This is a genomic window from Caulobacter sp. UNC358MFTsu5.1, assembly GCF_000712075.1.
Lineage (GTDB): Bacteria > Pseudomonadota > Alphaproteobacteria > Caulobacterales > Caulobacteraceae > Caulobacter.
Window position 1 is genome coordinate 303500 of record NZ_JONW01000005.1, and the last position, 15162, is coordinate 318661.

The following is a 15162-nucleotide window of genomic DNA, read 5'->3' on the forward strand; positions in this document are numbered from 1 at the left end:
CTGTCATGATCAGCTCAACAACACCGCCGGCGAGCACGCGTGCCAACCCAGCCACACGGCCTCGCCCAGCTTGAAGTCCTCCTGGTCCCAGCGGGTCAGGTTCTGGCGCGCCACCTTGATGCGGCGGCCGCTCTTGATCTCGACCTCGTAGAGGCTCTGGCCGCCCAGATAGGCCTCGTGCTTGATCACCCCGGCCACGGCGTTCTGGCCGACCGGGCAGTCGCCCATGTTCGGCGGGGGCGCGCCGTCGGGGCGCTTGTGCAGCTCGATCTTCTCGGGCCGCAGCGCCGCCCAGACCGTGCCGCCGCGCGCGCCGGTCACCCCGTGGTCCAGGAAGATGTCGCAGTCCAGGTCCGGCGATTTGACCACCGCGTGGCTGGGCTCGTCGACGGCCAGCACGCCCTCGAACAGGTTCACGCTGCCGATGAAGTCGGCCACGAAGCGGCTGTTGGGGAACTCGTAGAGGTCGCTGGGACCGGCCACCTGCTGCAGCACGCCGCGGTTCATGACCGCGCAGCGCGACGCCAGGGCCAGGGCCTCGTCCTGGTCGTGGGTGACCATGATGAAGGTGATGCCCACCTTCTCCTGCAGGGTGCACAGCTCGGTGCGCATCTGCTCGCGCAGCTTGGCGTCCAGGGCCGACAGCGGCTCGTCCAGCAGCAGCACGCGGGGCCGCTTGACCAGGGCCCGGGCCAGGGCCACGCGTTGCCTCTGTCCGCCCGACAGCTGGTCGGGCTTGCGGCCGGCCAGGCCGTGCAGCTGGACCAGGTCCAGCGCCTCCTCCACCCGCCGGTCGCGCTCGGCCTTGCCGACCCGGTCCACCTTCAGGCCATAGGCGACGTTGTCGGCCACGCTCATGTGCGGGAACACGGCGTAGGATTGGAACACCATGTTCACCGGCCGCTTGTTGGGCGGGATGGTCGAGACGTCCTGGCCGTCGATCAGGATGCGGCCCTCGGTGGGCGTCTCGAACCCGGCCAGCATCCGCAGCAGGGTGGTCTTGCCGCAGCCCGACGGCCCCAGCAGGGCGAAGAACTCGCCCTCGGTGACCGTCAGCGACACGTCGTCCACCGCCGCCAGCTTGCCGAAGCGCTTGGTGACGTTCTCGAAGGTGATGATGGGTTGGCTGGTCACCCTCGGTTCCCCCTACTTCCGCTCATCCCCGCGAAAGCGGGGATCCAAGCGGCCTTGGCTTGCTGTGCGCTGAGCGAAATCACCAGCTCGGCTTGGGTCCCCGCTTTCGCGGGGATGATCGGCGTGAAGGCGGCGTTCATTTGCCGTCCCCGTGCGCGCCCGCCGTCGCCGCCGGGTCGCCCTGCAGCTTCAGCGCCACGGCCGTCAGGATCACGGTCAGCACGATCAGGATGGTCGAGGCGGCGTTGACCTCGGGCGTCACCGAGAACCGGACCATCGAATAGACCTTCACCGGGAAGGTCACGGTGTCGGGTCCGGCCGTGAAGAAGGTGATGACGAAGTCGTCCAGGCTGAGCGTGAAGGCCAGCAGGGCGCCGGCCACCAGCGACGGGGCCATGTGCGGCAGGATCACGTCCTTGATCGTGCGCCATTCGCCGGCGCCGAGGTCGCGGGCGGCCTCCTCCATCTCGCGGTTGAAGCTGGCCATGCGGGCGCGGACCACCACCGCCACGAACGGGAACGAGAACGACACGTGGGCGATGGTGATGGCCCCCAGGTTCAGCGGCCAGGGCAGGCCCACGGGCCAGGGCAGGACCTTGGCGAAGAACACCAGCATGGCCACGCCCATGCAGATCTCGGGCACCACGATCGGCAGGGCCAGGGCCCCGTCCAGCACGGTCTTGCCCGGGAAGCGGAACCGCCACAGCACCAGGGCGACCATGGCCCCCAGGGCCACGCTCAGCACCGTGCACAGGGCCGCGATGGTCAGGCTGTTGGCGAAGGCCTCGATCAGCGACGAGTTGTTGAAGGCCTTGTCGTAGTATTTGAGCGTGAAGCCCTTCCAGACGATGTTGCGCCGGCTGTCGTTGAAGCTGAAGGCCATCAGCGCGATCAGCGGCGCGTAGAGGAACACCCCCACGGCGGCCAGCCAGGCCTGCATCTGCCAGCGGCGGAGGTATTCCAGGGGGCCGGGGGGTGATCTCTTCGGCATCAGAAGTCCCCCAAACGGTTGTCATCCCGGAAGCCCCGCAGGGGCTGTCCGGGACCCAGGGGACCGGGCTGATGCGGTGCAGCTGCCCTGGGTCCCGGACAAGCGCTCCGCGCTTTCCGGGATGACAACAGGAGGTGCGGAAGTGAGGTGCTCATGCCTGCGCCCCCTTCTTCCGACCCAGCAGCGCCTGCACCGCGATCGCGACAAACGTCAGGTACATCAGCAGGAACGACAGGGCCGCGCCGAAGGGCCAGTCGTTGGCGCGCTTGAACTGGCGCTCGATGACGTTGGCGATCATCTGGCTGTCGGGACCGCCCAGCAGGTCGGGCGTCAGATAGGCGCCCAGGGCCGGGATGAAGGTGATCAGCACGCCCGAGGCGATGCCCGGCAGGGCCAGGGGGACCACCACCTTGAACAGGGTGCGCATGTGGCCCGCGCCCAGGTCGAGGCTGGCCTCCAGCAGCGACTTGTCCAGGCGGTCCAGGGCCGAGTACAGCGGCAGCACCATGAACGGCAGGTGGACATAGACCAGGCCCACCACCACCGCGAAATTGGTGTGCATCATCTCCAGCGGCTGGAACGGCTGGAGCGGCATGATCTTGGCCGCCAGGGTCCAGATCGCCTCCAACCCCTTGTTGATGTAGCCCTCGTTGCGCAGCACGGCGATCAGGGCGTAGGTGCGGATCAAGAGGTTCGTCCAGAACGGCAGCATGATCAGCAGCAGCAGCCAGGTCTTGGCCTTCTGCGAGGCGAAGGTGATGGCCAGGGCGACCGGGAAGCCGATCACCAGGCACAGGAAGGTGGTCAGGGCCGCCATCCAGGCCGACTTCAGGAAGATCTTCAGGTACAGCGGCTCGATCGCCCGGGCGTAGTTCTTGAACGTGCCGGTGATGGCGATCTGGGTCAGGCCCTCGTTGTGGCCGAAGCTGTAGGCCCAGACGATGGCCAGCGGCAGCAGGAAGAACAGCACCAGCCACACCAGCGGCGCGCTGAGCGCCGCGGCGAAGACGGATTTGGCCTGTTTCCAGGATTGCTCCATGGTCCCTCTATTCCAGCTCTGAGGTTGTCATCCCGGAAGCCTCGCAGAGGCTGTCCGGGACCCAGGGGACCGGGCGGAGGCGGTGCGGTTCGCCTGGGTCCCGGCTCTACGCTTCGCTTCGGCCGGGATGACAACGTTTTGAGTCAAGTGATCCGATCAGGCCGCCCGCACGCGGGTGATGACTTCCTCGTACAGGCTGGCCTTTTCCGGCCCCTCGAACGCGCCGTACTCGCACTTGGCCAGGGCCGCGGCGGACGGGAAGATCACGGGGTTGTCCTTGTACTCCGGCGGCATCAGCGCCTTCGCGGCGGCGTTGGGCGTCGGGTAGAGGATCGTCTTGGAGATCTCGGCCCCGGCCTGGGCGTCCAGCAGGTAGTTGATGAACTTGTGGGCGTTGTCCGGACGCGGCGCGCCCTTGGGGATGCACAGGGTGTCGGAGTTCAGCAGGCTGCCCTCCTTGGGGATCACGAAGTCGATGTCCGGATCGTCCTTCATCACCTGGGCGATGTCGCCGTTGTACTCCAGCACCAGGTCCACATCGCCGGCCACCAGCATGTCCTGGCCGTTGTCGTCGTGGAACGCCTTCACGTAGGGCTTCTGGCGGATCAGCATTTTCTCGATCTGCTGCACCATCTCGGGCGGGATGTTGTTGACGCTGTGGCCCAGGTACTTGGCGCACAGCCGCACCAGGTCGGCGCTCTCCGACAGCAGGGCGATGCGGCCGTTGTACTGGGCGCTGTCGAACAGGTACTTCCAGCTGTCGGGCACGCCCTTCACCTTGGACTTGCGATAGCCGATGCCCAGCACCAGCCAGGTATAGGGCAGCGAGTACTTGCGGCCCGGGTCGTAGTCCGGGTTCAGGAAGGCCGGGTCGACGTTCTTGATGTTGGGGATCTTGGCGTGGTCCAGCACCTCCAGCATGCCCGCCTGGCTCATGCGGGTGACGAACTCGTTGGACGGCACGATCACGTCGTAGCCGGCGTTGCCCGCCTTCAGCTTGGCGAACAGCTCGTCGTTGGTGGCGAACAGGCTCATGTTCACGTCGACGCCGGTGGCCTTCTTGAAGTCGCCCAGCGTGGTCTCGCCGATGTAGGTGTCCCAGTTGTAGAAGTTCAGCTTGGGCTCTTCGCCGTTGGCCGACTTGGCGGCCTCGCCCTGGGGCTTCTGGCCGCAGGCGGTGAAGCTGATGCCGATGGCGGCCGCGCCCATGGCGGTCAGCAGCGAGCGGCGGGTGCCGAGAATGCGGTTGGTGCTCATGCCCTTACAGACTCCCCAGAGGTTGTTTCCCTTGCGCGATCAGGAACCCTCCCGACCCCGCGTTCAACTCAAGCCGTACTCCCAGCGTCCCGCCGTCAGGCGTTGCGCAGATACCAGTCATAATCCAGCTGCCCGACCACCTCGGCGAAGCGCGCCTGTTCGGTGCGCTTGACCGAGACGAACATCTCCACGAACCGCTCGCCCAGATAGTCGCGCAGCACCTCGCTGGCCTCGAACAGGTTCACCGCCGCGTACCAGTCGGTGGGCAGGCGCACCTTCTCCTTGGCCGCGGCCGCGTAGCCGTCGCCGACCACCGCCGGGCCCGGATCGATCTTGTTGCTGATCCCGTGGTGGGCGCAGGCCAGCAGGACAGCCAGCACCAGATACGGGTTGCCGTCGGCCCCGGCCACGCGGTGCTCCACATGCCGGGTCGGCGGCGGGCCGGCCGGCACGCGCAGACTGACCGTGCGGTTGTTGACGCCCCAGGTCGGGGCCACCGGCGCGTAGCTGTTGGCCTTGAAGCGGCGATAGCTGTTGGCGTTGGGCGCCAGGATCGCCATGCAGTCGGCCATCAGCGCCTTCATGCCGCCGATCGCGTGCTTGAGCAGGGGCGAGCCTTCCGGATCGTCGGCGGCGCAGAGGTTGTTCCCCTCGCTGTCGTTGAAGCTGACATGCACATGGAAGCCGTTGCCGGCCTGGTCGGCCCAGGGCTTGGCCATGAAGGTGGCCTCGCAAGCGTGCTTCAGGGCCACGCCCTTGGCGGCCCGCTTGTAGCGCAGGGCGTCGTCGGCGGCCTGCAGGGCGTCGGGCTTGTGCTTGAGGGTCAGCTCCACCTGGCCCGGGGCGAATTCCGAGATCGCGCCTTCCAGCGGCACGCCCAGCACGTCGCACACGTCCCACAGCTCGCGCAGGAACGGGGCGTAGGCCTCCAGCTCGGGCAGGCCGTAGACCTGGATGCCCTGCGGCCGCTCGCCGGTCTGCAGCGACCGGGCCGGCAAGAGCTCGCCGGCCGGGCCGCGATGCTGTTCGACCAGGTAGTATTCCAGCTCGCAGGCCACCACCGGGGTCAGGCCGTCGGCGGTGAAGCGGTCCAGCACCCGCCGCAGCACGTGGCGCGGGTCCAGGTCGTTGGCCGCGCCGTCCAGCTCGTACAGCGACAGCATCACCTGGGCCATGTCGGGACCGAGCCACGGCGCCAGGGTCAGGGTCCCCGGCACGGGCCGCGCCCGGCGGTCGGCGTCGCCGTCCTCCCAGACCAGGCCCGTGTCCTCGCAGTCGGCGCCCTGGGTGTCGACCACCAGGATCGAGCCGGGCAGGAAGCGGCCGTACTCGTAGATCGCCTGCAGCTCGTGGACCCGCAGCCGCTTGCCGCGCGGCACGCCGGTCATGCTGGTGAAGAAAACGTCGACGTACTTCACCTGCGGATGGGCGGCGAGGAAGTCGAGGCATTCCTGCGGGTCGGCGACCAAGGGGAGCGTCATGGGCGTTTCTCGACACCCTCTCCCATGGGGAGAGGGTGGGACCCACGCGAAGCGTGGGAGGGTGAGGGGGTAAGGTGTCGGACGGGGTGCCGGAAAAGGGTCGAACGAGGACGGCGAAGGCGTAACCCCTCTCCCTCCCACCGCTTCGCGGCGGGCCCCTCCCTCTCCCTCTGGGAGAAGGTGTCGAAACGCGAACCCGTCATGTCCCTAGCCCTTCAAGCGCCCCAGCAAACCCATCCACCGCCTCGACCAAACGATCGATCGCCGCGTCTTCGGTGACCGGCGACACCAGCATCATCGTATGGAAGGGCGCGATCAGCACCCCTCGGTTGATCAACCACAGATGAAGCGCGTGCAGCAGGTCCGGGTCCAGCGTCTCGCGCATGGCGGCGGCGTTTTTCGGCGGGCTGGCGGCGAAGACCAGCTCGACCCGCGCGCCCACGTGAACCACCGACCAGGCCAGGCCGCGCGCCGCGATCACCCCGCGCAGCCCCTCGACCAGCCGGCCGGCCCCGGCCAGCATCTTGGCGTAGGCGGCGTCGGTCATCACCTCGGACAGCATGGCCCGCATGGCGGCGATCGCCAGGGCGTTGCCCGACAGCGTGGTGCCGACGCCGGACTGGCCGGGGCCAATCCGGGCGGCGGCGGCGTCCATGCGCTCGGAGAGCTCGGCCGTCACGCCCCAGACCGCGGCCGGCACGCCGCCGGCGATGGCCTTGCCGACCACCAGCATGTCGGGCTCCAGCCCATGGGCGCGGGCGTAGCCGCCGGGCGCGGTCGAGATCGTGTGGGTCTCGTCGACGACCAGCAGGGTCCCCGCCTGGCGGGTCAGGTCGCGCATCACCGACAGGAAGCCCGGCTGCGGCAGGATCATCCCGCAATTGGTCATGGCCGGCTCGGCCAGGACGGCGGCGACGTCGCCCGGCGCCAGGGCCTGGGCCAGGGCCTCGGGGTCGTTGAACGGCACGACGCGGGTGGTGGCGGTCAGGTCGTGCACCTGGCCCAGCAGGCCCGGCTTCATGACCGGCCGGCCGTCATCGAGGACCACGAAGGCGTCGTCGACCATGCCGTGGTAGCAGCCGTCGAACACCACGATCACCGGCCGCTGGGTCACCGCCCGGGCCCAGCGGATCGCGGCGCGGTTGGCGTCGCTGGCCGTGGTCGCCATCTGCCACAGCGGCAGGCCGAAGCGCTCGGCCAGCAGCCGGCCGACGATCACCGCCGAGGCCGTGGGCAGCATGAAGCCGGTCCCGCGCTTGGCCTGGTCGGCGATGGCGCGGGCCACCGCCTCCTGGCCGTGGCCGAACATGGCCGGCGTGTCGGCCAGGCAGAAGTCGTCATACAGCTTGCCGTCGACGTCGGTGACCTGGGCGCCCACGCCCTGGGCCGCGAAGATCGGGCACGGGCTGGCCCAGTCGGTCATCCAGTGCATCGGCGCCCCGCCGCGCCAGACATCGGCCGACTGCCGCGACATCGCGCACGACCGCGGATGCTCGGCGACGAACCGCCGGGCCTCGTCCTGGATCAGGTCGGCGAGGATCGGGGCGTTGGCGGGTTGGGGCGTCAGGGCCGGGCTCACACCACCCCTCCAAAACACAGGTATTTCGTCTCCAGATACTCGTCCAAGCCCTCGGAAGACCCCTCGCGGCCCAGGCCCGAGTCCTTGACCCCGCCGAACGGCGCGACCTCGGTGGAGATGATGCCCTCGTTGATCCCGACCATCCCCGCCTCGATGGCCTCGGCCACGCGCCAGCAGCGGGCGACGTCCTTGCTGTAGAAATACGAGGCCAGGCCGAAGGGCGTGGCGTTGGCCAGTTCGACGGCCTGCTCCTCGGTCTCGAACTTCACGATCGGGGCGACCGGGCCGAAGATCTCCTCCTGGAACAGCCGCATCTCGGGCGTCGCGTCGACCAGCACCGTCGGCTGCCAGAACCGGCCGCCCAGGTCGTGGCGCGCGCCGCCGACCGTGGCCCGGGCGCCCTGCTCCACCGCCTCGCGCACCAGGCCCTCGACCTTGGCGATGGCCTTGTCGTTGATCAGCGGGCCGATGGTCACGCCGTCCTGCGTACCCGGCCCCACCTTCATCGCCCCGACCTTCTCGGTCAGCCGCGCGACGAAGGCGTCGTGGATGCCCGACTGCACGATCAGCCGGTTGGCGCAGACGCAGGTCTGGCCGGTGTTGCGGTACTTGCTGGCGATCGCCCCATCGACGGCCGCCTCCAGGTCGGCGTCGTCGAAGACGATGAAGGGCGCGTTGCCGCCAAGCTCAAGGGAGAGCTTCTTCATCGTGCCGGCGCACTGGGCGTAGAGGGTCTTGCCGACGGGCGTCGAACCGGTGAACGACAGCTTGCGCACCCGGGCGTCCTCGCACAGGGCCTTGCCGATGCCGGCGCTGTCCTTGCCGGTGACGACGTTCAGCACGCCGGCCGGCACGCCCGCCTCGACCGCCAGCCGGGCGATGGCCAGGGCGCACAGCGGCGTCTCGGCCGCCGGCTTGACCACCACGGTGCAGCCGCTGGCCAGGGCCGGTCCGACCTTGCGGGTGATCATGGCGATCGGGAAGTTCCACGGCGCGATGGCGGCGCAGACGCCCACCGGCTGCTTGATCGAGGCCAGGCGCTTGCCCGGCATCGGGGTGGGGATGGTGTGGCCGTAGGCCCGCTTGGCCTCGTCGGCGAACCAGTCGATGAACGCCGCGCCGTAGGCCACCTCGCCGCGCGACTCCGCCAGCGGCTTGCCCTGCTCGGCGGTCATCAGCCGGGCCAGGGCCTCGGTGTGGGCCAGCATCAGGTCGGACCATTTGCGCAGGATCGCCCCGCGCTCCTTGGCGGTCCTGGCCGCCCAGGTCGGGAAGGCGCGATGGGCGGCCTCGATGGCCACCTTGGTCTCCGAAGCGCCCAGGTCGGCGACCTCGGCGATCACCGACCCGTCGGCCGGGTTCAGCACCTGGAAGGTGGTTTCGCTCTCGATCCAGAGGCCGTCGATGAAGGCGGCGGTTTCGACGAGTTCCAGGGTCTTGAAGGTCATTGGGTCATCACCTCAGCGTCACGGACACCGACTTCAGGTCAGCGTACTTGTGCAACGTATGTAGGCTCCGATCGCGACCGAATCCCGACTGCTTGAAGCCGCCGAACGGCATGGTGATGTCGCAGGCGTCCCAGCCGTTGACCCAGACCAGCCCCGCCTTCAGCCGCCGAGCGGACGTGAGGGCACGGTCGATGTCGCTGGTCCACAGGCCGGCGGCCAGGCCGTAGACGGTGTCGTTGGCCAGGGCGATCGCCTCGTCGGCGTCCTTGAAGGTCTGCACCCCCAGCACTGGGCCGAACACCTCCTCCCGCGCCAGGGTGTGGTCGGGCTGGAGGCCGTCGAAGATGGTCGGCTCCACATAGAAGCCGCCGGTGTCCTGGCGCACGCGCTGGCCGCCCAGAAGCCGGCGGGCGCCCTGGCTTTCGGCGGTGGCGATGTAGTCGAGGGCGGTGTTCATCTGCCGCTCGCTGACCATGGCCCCGAACACGGTGTCGGGGTCCAGCGGGTCGCCGGGGACCATGGCCTTGGCCACCGCGATCACCTTCTCGACGAAGGCGTCCTTGATGCCCTCCTCGACCAGCAGGCGGGAGGCCGCGGTGCAGACCTCGCCCTGGTTATAGAACACGCCCCAGGCGGCGGCCTCGGCGGCGGCGTCCAGATGCCTGCAGTCGGCGAAGACGATCTGCGGCGACTTGCCGCCCAGCTCCAGCGACACGCGCTTGAGGTTCGACCGACCCGAATACTCCATCAGCCGCCGCCCCACCGGACCCGACCCGGTGAAGGCGATCATGTCGACGTCCATCGACAGGGCCAGCGCCTCGCCCGCGACGCCGCCCAGGCCGGGGATCACATTCAGGACCCCTGCCGGGAGTCCAGCTTCAAGGGCCAGTTCGCCCAACTTCAGCGCCGTCAGCGGCGACTGCTCGGCGGGCTTCAGGACCACGCTGTTGCCCATGGCCAGGGCGGGGGCGACCTTCCACATCGCCATGTGCAGCGGGAAGTTCCACGGCACGATGGCCCCGACCACGCCCAGCGGCTCGTGCACCGCCCAGCTCAGCCGGTCGACCGGCGCGGCGCCGACCTCGCCATACACCTTGTCCAGCGCCTCGGCGTACCAGCGACAGGTGCCGATCGACAGCGGCACGTCGACGGCGCGGGCGTCGCGGATCGGCTTGCCGGTGTCCAGGCTCTCCAGCAGGGCCAGGTCCTCGGCGTCGCGCTCCATCAGCTCGGCCAGGCGGAACAGCACCGCCTTCTTGGCGCGCGGGCCCTGGTCGCGCCAGCGGCCGTCCTCGAAGGCCTTGCGGGCCGAGGCCACGGCGCGGTCGACGTCGACGGCCTGGCAGGCGGCGACCTTGTTGATCAGCGTCCCGTCGCGCGGCGAGACGTTGTCGAACGTCTGCCCCGACGCCGCCTTGACCAGGCCGCCGTCGATCACCGCCCGGTCGGGCAGGGACAGAGCCTTCAGGGCGTCGAAGATGGACGGGGCGGTCACGCGGGGTTGCTCCAGAAACTGTGATCACAGTTTGCGTCGGGTGGGCGACTGTCAAGGTGGGGGCGCACCGTGACGATGGGGAGCGAGACCACCGCCCAATCCCTATGCACCGTCATCCTCGGACTTGTTCCGAGGCCCCCTGGTTCAGCCGTGTTGACGTTCGCGGGACGGACACGGCGATCGCGGCGCTCCAATCTCGAAGGACAGCGAAGCGGCACGAGGGGTCCTCGGAACGGGTCCGAGGATGACGGAGCTAAAAATTGCACATGCCGTGGCGCCGCCCTCACCGCCCCGCCTCCACCGCCGCGCGCATCTTGTCCATGCCCTCCGACAGGTCGGCGGCGATGGCCCGCCTCGCGCCGTCGGCGTCGTGGGCCTTCAGGGCCTCGGTGGCTTCGACGTGGCGGTCGGCGGCCAGGCCGTCGGCGCCGACGCGGCCGAACACCACGCGCATGAACGGACCGATCTGCAGCCACAGGCCGTTGGCCATGGCCAGCAGCACTTCGGCCTCGGCCCGCTCGTAGATGGCGAAGTGGAAGTCGTGGTTGGCGGTCATGTAGGCGTCGACGTCGCCCAGCTTCAGGGCCTCGTCGACGGCGGCGTCCAGCTCGCGCAGGCGCTTGACCAGGGCGGCGTCCACATGGGGCGCGGCGCGGGCCGCCAGCTCGGGCTCGACCCACAGCCGGGCCTGGGACAGCTGCTCCAGCCGGCTCGCCGTCAGCGAGGGCACGGACAGCCGCTTGTTGGCCGGGTTGATCGCCAGGGCCCGCTCGGCCGCCAGCCGCCGCACGGCGTCGCGCACCGGCATCGGCGACACCCCCAGCTCGGCCGCCAGGCTGCGCAAGCTGACCCCGACGCCCGGCGCGATGCGGCCGGTGATCAGGGCCAGCCGGATGGCGTCGTAGACCTGGTCGTGGACGGCCACGCTGTCGGCGAGGGGTTTCCTTCGCGGCGAGGCGGGAGGCGAAACGGGGGACACACACTCACTCCTCTGCCTGCGCCCCGATCACACCAAGCCCGAGGGTGAGTGTGTGTCCCCACCTCCGGCCGCGGCGTCCGGTTTGGTCTTGCCAGCAGACCTCCAATCGCGATCACAATGCAAGACCTTGGAGCGCGCCCCATGCCCGATTTCGGCCCCAACGACCTCGACGCCTTCTGGATGCCGTTCACGCCCAACCGGCGGTTCAAGGCCAACCCGCGCATGCTCTCGTCGGCCGAGGGCATGTGGTACCGCACGCCCGACGGCCGCCCGGTGCTGGACGCCACCTCGGGCCTGTGGTGCGTCAACGCCGGGCATAATCGCCCGAAGATCGTCGAGGCGATCCGCAAGCAGGCCGGCGAGATGGACTACGCGCCCAGCTTCAACATGGGCCACCCGGCGGCGTTCGCCTTCGCGAGCAGGATCGCCCAGATCACCCCGCCGGGCCTGGACCGCATCTTCTTCACCGGCTCGGGTTCGGAGTCGGTCGACACCGCCCTGAAGATCGCCCTGGCCTATCACAGGGCCCGCGGCAAGGGGACCAAGACCCGGCTGATCGGCCGCGAGCGCGGCTATCACGGCGTGGGCTTCGGCGGGATCTCGGTGGGCGGCATCCCCAAGAACCGAATGTACTTCGGCGCGTTGCTGACCGGCGTCGACCACCTGCCCCACACCCACGGCGTGGCCGGCAACCTGTTCAGCCGGGGCCAGCCGAAGAACGGCGCCGAGCTGGCCGACGCCCTGGAGGCCATCGTCGCCCTGCACGACGCCAGCAACATCGCCGCGGTGATCGTCGAGCCGGTGGCCGGCTCGACCGGCGTGCTGGTGCCGCCCGAGGGTTATCTCCAGCGCCTGCGGGCGATCTGCGACAAGCACGACATCCTGCTGATCTTCGACGAGGTGATCACCGGCTTCGGCCGGGTGGGCGCGCCGTTCGCGGCCGAGCGGTTCGGGGTGATCCCGGACATGATCTGCATGGCCAAGGGCCTGACCAACGCCGCCGTCCCGGCCGGCGCCGTGGCCGCCTCGGACGCCATCTACCAGGCGATGATGGACGGCGCCGACGCGGCCATCGAGCTCTTCCACGGCTACACCTATTCGGCCCACCCCCTGGCCTGCGCGGCGGGCATGGCGGCGCTGGAGGTCTATCAGGAGGAGGGCCTGTTCCAGCGTGCGCTGGAGATGGAGCCCTACTGGCGCGCGGCCGTGCACGCGCTGAAGGACGCCCGCCACGTGATCGACATCCGCGACTTCGGCCTGATCGCCGGGATCGAACTGGAGCCGAGGCCGGGCGCCCCGACCGCCCGGGCCATGGCCGCCTTCGAGACCGCCTTCGACCAGGGCCTGCTGATCCGCGTCACCGGCGACATCATCGCCCTGTCGCCCCCGCTGATCATCGAGAAGGCGCAGGTCGATCGGGTGGTGGAGACGATCAGAGGGGTGCTGGCGGGGGTGGACTGAGACGCCGCGCCCGGCTCGGGGGACACACACTCACGGCAAGGCCGCGCCGATCCGGCACGCCGTCGGGTGTGAGTGTGTGTCCCCAAAGTCGTCCGCCCAAGCTTGACTTGAACCCCTCCCCCTCTCGACCTGAGAGGGTATAAGAGGCCATGACCGTCACCGACATCCGCCCGTCCAGGCCCGCCCCGATCAGCGGCAACGCCCTGATCCTGATCGCCGCCTTCACCGCCCTGACCTTCGCCCTGGCGTGGATGGACGAGCCGCCCGGCGTGCTGACCTTCGCCTTCGTGGCGGTGGGCTGGATCCTCAGCGTGGTGGTCCACGAGTTCGCCCACGCCTATGTGGCCCACAAGGCCGGCGACCATACGATCGTCGAGAAGGGCTACCTGACCCTGGACCCGCTGAAATACACCGACCTGACGACCAGCATCCTGCTGCCGCTGATCGTGCTGGCGGTGGGCGGCATCGGCTTCCCCGGCGGGGCGGTCTATCTGCGCGAGGACCTGATGCGCAGCCGGCTGGGCCGGTCCATGGCCTCGCTGGCCGGGCCGCTGGGCACGCTGGCGGTGCTGGTCGCGCTCTCGGCCTGCCTGGCCGCCGACCGGGCGTTCGGCGTCGACGACAGCGCCCTGGCGCGCGCCGCCTCGTTCCTGGCCTTCCTGCAGGGCTTCGCCCTGGTGCTGAACCTGCTGCCCCTGCCCGGCCTGGACGGCTTCGGCGTGATCCGCCCCTACCTGCCGCCCGCGATCCAGCAGGGCGCCCTGCGCCTGGGCAACCTGGTGTTCATCGGCCTGTTCCTGGCGATCTTCTTCGTCCCGGCGGTCAACGACGCCCTGTTCCGGACGGTGCTGGCGATCACCGACCTGTTCGGCGTGGCGCGGCCGGAGATCGGCGCGGGGCTGCGGGCGTTCCGGTTCTGGGAGGCCTAGCCTAGGCCGCGCTCAGCTTCGCCGCCGGGGTCGGCGTCACGGCCGGGCGAAAGGTCGCCGCCGGCTTTTCCACCCCCGCCGTCTGGACCAGGCAGCCGTACCAGCCCAGGCCCTCATAGGTCTCGTAGCCCGGGGTCAGGGCGTAGCCGACGGTCCGGTCGCCCTCGGCGTAGCTGCCCATGTCGCCGCCCGAGGTGTCCAGCTTGAAGGTCTCCTCCAGCACGCCCCTGCCGTCCGAGCTGGCCAGCACCCGGTGGTTCTGGTCCAGCAGCAGCACGCGCGAGCGGGCCTTCTCCTCGTCGGTCAGGCGCACGCCGTCGACCACCGCCTGGGCCTGGGGCTTCCAGTCGAAATGGACGCCCAGCACGCCGATCACCCGGCCGTCGGCCTGGCCGCCCTCGCGGATGGCCGTGGCGTAGGTGGCGACCGGGGCGTCGTTCAGCGCCCGCACCCGCTCGATGTCGCAGACGGTGAAGTCGTCGCCCGACTTCGTGCGCATGGCGTTCTTGAACCAGTCGGTCTCGGCCACCGAGGCGCTGCGGGCGGCCGGATACTTGTCGGGCCGGCCGCTGGCGATCACCCGGCCGGACGGGTCGGCGATCCAGAGGTCCAGATAGACGGTGTAGGCGTCGAGGATCACCTTCAGCCGGCGGCTGGCGTGGTCGCAGGCCTCGCGCGACGGAGCCGCCACGCAGTCGACCACGGCGCTGTCGGTGGCCCACCAGCGCACGTCGCAGGTGCGCTCATAGAGGTTGCGGTCGATGATCTCGATGGCGTTCAGGGCCAGGTCGGCCAGGCGCTGGCCGCGCAGGTGGCCCAGGATCGCCCCGCCGATGGCGGTCAGCTCGTTGAGGTCGGCGCGCACCTGGCTCTCCAGGGCGGCGGCCACCACGTCGATCTGGGTGGAGATGGTCTTGAACTCTTCCGCCACGATGGCGAAGCCGCGCCCCGCCTCGCCCGCGCGGGCGGCGACGATCAGGGCGTTGATGGCCAGCATCTTGGCCGAACGGTTGACGTAGGCGATCTCGCCGATCTTCTCGCCGGCGACGTGGCTCAGGCGTTCGCTGAGCTCCAGGATGCGCTCTGGGCGGAGGCTGGCGTCTTCCGTCGACATGGTTTCCCCCGAAACCGGGCGGCGACGCTCCGAACAGCCGAATCGCTCGCCAGACAAGCGAGAATGACACCCGTGTCAGCTTTCGGGGATGGGGGAAGGACAATTCGTCGCGCATTTTCACAGGTTTAGCGGCAAGCGGCCTGTGGAAATGTTCAGTTTCGCGGCAATCTATGCCTCATTAATCATCAACGCCCGACAGCGGTGTCATAGCGACGTCGCAGCGAAGCCTTGCCGCACAAGAAATGACACCGGTGG

Annotated in this window: 12 protein-coding genes and 1 pseudogene; 3 read left to right on the forward strand and 10 right to left on the reverse strand. The window is 69.4% G+C overall.

Annotated features, from left to right (window positions below):
- Nucleotides 1–9: 9 nt before the first annotated feature.
- From BR39_RS0103515 to BR39_RS0103535, 5 genes are all read right to left on the reverse strand, one after another.
- Nucleotides 10–1134: an ABC transporter ATP-binding protein gene (locus BR39_RS0103515; RefSeq protein ID WP_029907784.1), complete on the reverse strand. Its 1125-nt coding sequence runs from the start codon at nucleotides 1132–1134 to the stop codon at nucleotides 10–12.
- Between the two features lie 136 nt (nucleotides 1135–1270).
- Nucleotides 1271–2125 carry an ABC transporter permease gene (locus BR39_RS0103520; protein ID WP_029907786.1) on the reverse strand — a complete coding sequence of 285 codons (855 nt, stop codon included), beginning with the start codon at nucleotides 2123–2125 and terminating at the stop codon, nucleotides 1271–1273.
- 151 nt (nucleotides 2126–2276) lie between these two features.
- The gene (locus tag BR39_RS0103525) at nucleotides 2277–3164 is read right to left on the reverse strand and encodes an ABC transporter permease (RefSeq protein ID WP_029907788.1); all 888 of its coding nucleotides are present in this window, start codon (nucleotides 3162–3164) and stop codon (nucleotides 2277–2279) included.
- Between the two features lie 156 nt (nucleotides 3165–3320).
- Nucleotides 3321–4421 (reverse strand): PotD/PotF family extracellular solute-binding protein, encoded by a 1101-nt coding sequence (locus BR39_RS0103530; protein WP_029907790.1) that lies wholly within the window; start codon nucleotides 4419–4421, stop codon nucleotides 3321–3323.
- A gap of 95 nt (nucleotides 4422–4516) precedes the next feature.
- Nucleotides 4517–5902 carry a glutamine synthetase family protein gene (locus BR39_RS0103535; RefSeq protein ID WP_029907792.1) on the reverse strand — a complete coding sequence of 462 codons (1386 nt, stop codon included), beginning with the start codon at nucleotides 5900–5902 and terminating at the stop codon, nucleotides 4517–4519.
- A gap of 73 nt (nucleotides 5903–5975) precedes the next feature.
- Here BR39_RS0103535 and BR39_RS27415 point away from each other — a divergent pair.
- A pseudogene (locus BR39_RS27415) lies at nucleotides 5976–6113 on the forward strand (hypothetical protein); the annotation flags it as partial.
- On the opposite strand, the gene BR39_RS0103540 reads toward BR39_RS27415, so the two are convergent.
- The 4 genes from BR39_RS0103540 to BR39_RS0103555 form a co-directional block, all read right to left on the reverse strand.
- Nucleotides 6102–7481: an aspartate aminotransferase family protein gene (locus tag BR39_RS0103540; RefSeq protein ID WP_231499390.1), complete on the reverse strand. Its 1380-nt coding sequence runs from the start codon at nucleotides 7479–7481 to the stop codon at nucleotides 6102–6104. The pseudogene BR39_RS27415 and the gene BR39_RS0103540 sit on opposite strands and share 12 nt — an antisense overlap.
- Complete coding sequence (locus BR39_RS0103545; protein WP_029907796.1) at nucleotides 7478–8929, reverse strand: NAD-dependent succinate-semialdehyde dehydrogenase; 1452 nt, start codon at nucleotides 8927–8929, stop codon at nucleotides 7478–7480. The genes BR39_RS0103540 and BR39_RS0103545 overlap by 4 nt, the downstream gene beginning before the upstream one ends.
- Nucleotides 8930–8936: 7 nt before the next feature.
- Nucleotides 8937–10439 (reverse strand): aldehyde dehydrogenase, encoded by a 1503-nt coding sequence (locus BR39_RS0103550; RefSeq protein ID WP_197026662.1) that lies wholly within the window; start codon nucleotides 10437–10439, stop codon nucleotides 8937–8939.
- 268 nt (nucleotides 10440–10707) lie between these two features.
- Nucleotides 10708–11403 carry a GntR family transcriptional regulator gene (locus tag BR39_RS0103555; protein ID WP_029907800.1) on the reverse strand — a complete coding sequence of 232 codons (696 nt, stop codon included), beginning with the start codon at nucleotides 11401–11403 and terminating at the stop codon, nucleotides 10708–10710.
- A gap of 117 nt (nucleotides 11404–11520) precedes the next feature.
- On the opposite strand from BR39_RS0103555, the gene BR39_RS0103560 reads away from it, so the two are divergent.
- Nucleotides 11521–12864 (forward strand): aspartate aminotransferase family protein, encoded by a 1344-nt coding sequence (locus BR39_RS0103560; protein ID WP_197026635.1) that lies wholly within the window; start codon nucleotides 11521–11523, stop codon nucleotides 12862–12864.
- A gap of 149 nt (nucleotides 12865–13013) precedes the next feature.
- Entirely contained in the window at nucleotides 13014–13793 is a 780-nt protein-coding gene (locus BR39_RS0103565; protein WP_029907805.1) for a site-2 protease family protein, read from the forward strand.
- A gap of 1 nt (nucleotide 13794) precedes the next feature.
- Here BR39_RS0103565 and BR39_RS0103570 read toward each other — a convergent pair whose 3' ends face one another.
- Nucleotides 13795–14907, reverse strand: coding sequence for a methyl-accepting chemotaxis protein (locus BR39_RS0103570; protein ID WP_029907807.1), 1113 nt, complete (start codon nucleotides 14905–14907; stop codon nucleotides 13795–13797).
- Nucleotides 14908–15162 lie beyond the last annotated feature (255 nt).

What these genes read in the sequence shown, in the direction of transcription:
- BR39_RS0103520 (WP_029907786.1), bottom strand. Translation starts at nt 2,125, where the DNA reads ATGCCGAAGAGATCACCCCCCGGCCCCCTGGAATACCTCCGCCGCTGG.
- BR39_RS0103525 (WP_029907788.1), bottom strand. Translation starts at nt 3,164, where the DNA reads ATGGAGCAATCCTGGAAACAGGCCAAATCCGTCTTCGCCGCGGCGCTC.
- BR39_RS0103530 (WP_029907790.1), bottom strand. Translation starts at nt 4,421, where the DNA reads ATGAGCACCAACCGCATTCTCGGCACCCGCCGCTCGCTGCTGACCGCC.
- BR39_RS0103535 (WP_029907792.1), bottom strand. Translation starts at nt 5,902, where the DNA reads ATGACGCTCCCCTTGGTCGCCGACCCGCAGGAATGCCTCGACTTCCTC.
- BR39_RS0103545 (WP_029907796.1), bottom strand. Translation starts at nt 8,929, where the DNA reads ATGACCTTCAAGACCCTGGAACTCGTCGAAACCGCCGCCTTCATCGAC.
- BR39_RS0103560 (WP_197026635.1), top strand. Translation starts at nt 11,521, where the DNA reads ATGCAAGACCTTGGAGCGCGCCCCATGCCCGATTTCGGCCCCAACGAC.
- BR39_RS0103565 (WP_029907805.1), top strand. Translation starts at nt 13,014, where the DNA reads ATGACCGTCACCGACATCCGCCCGTCCAGGCCCGCCCCGATCAGCGGC.
- BR39_RS0103570 (WP_029907807.1), bottom strand. Translation starts at nt 14,907, where the DNA reads ATGTCGACGGAAGACGCCAGCCTCCGCCCAGAGCGCATCCTGGAGCTC.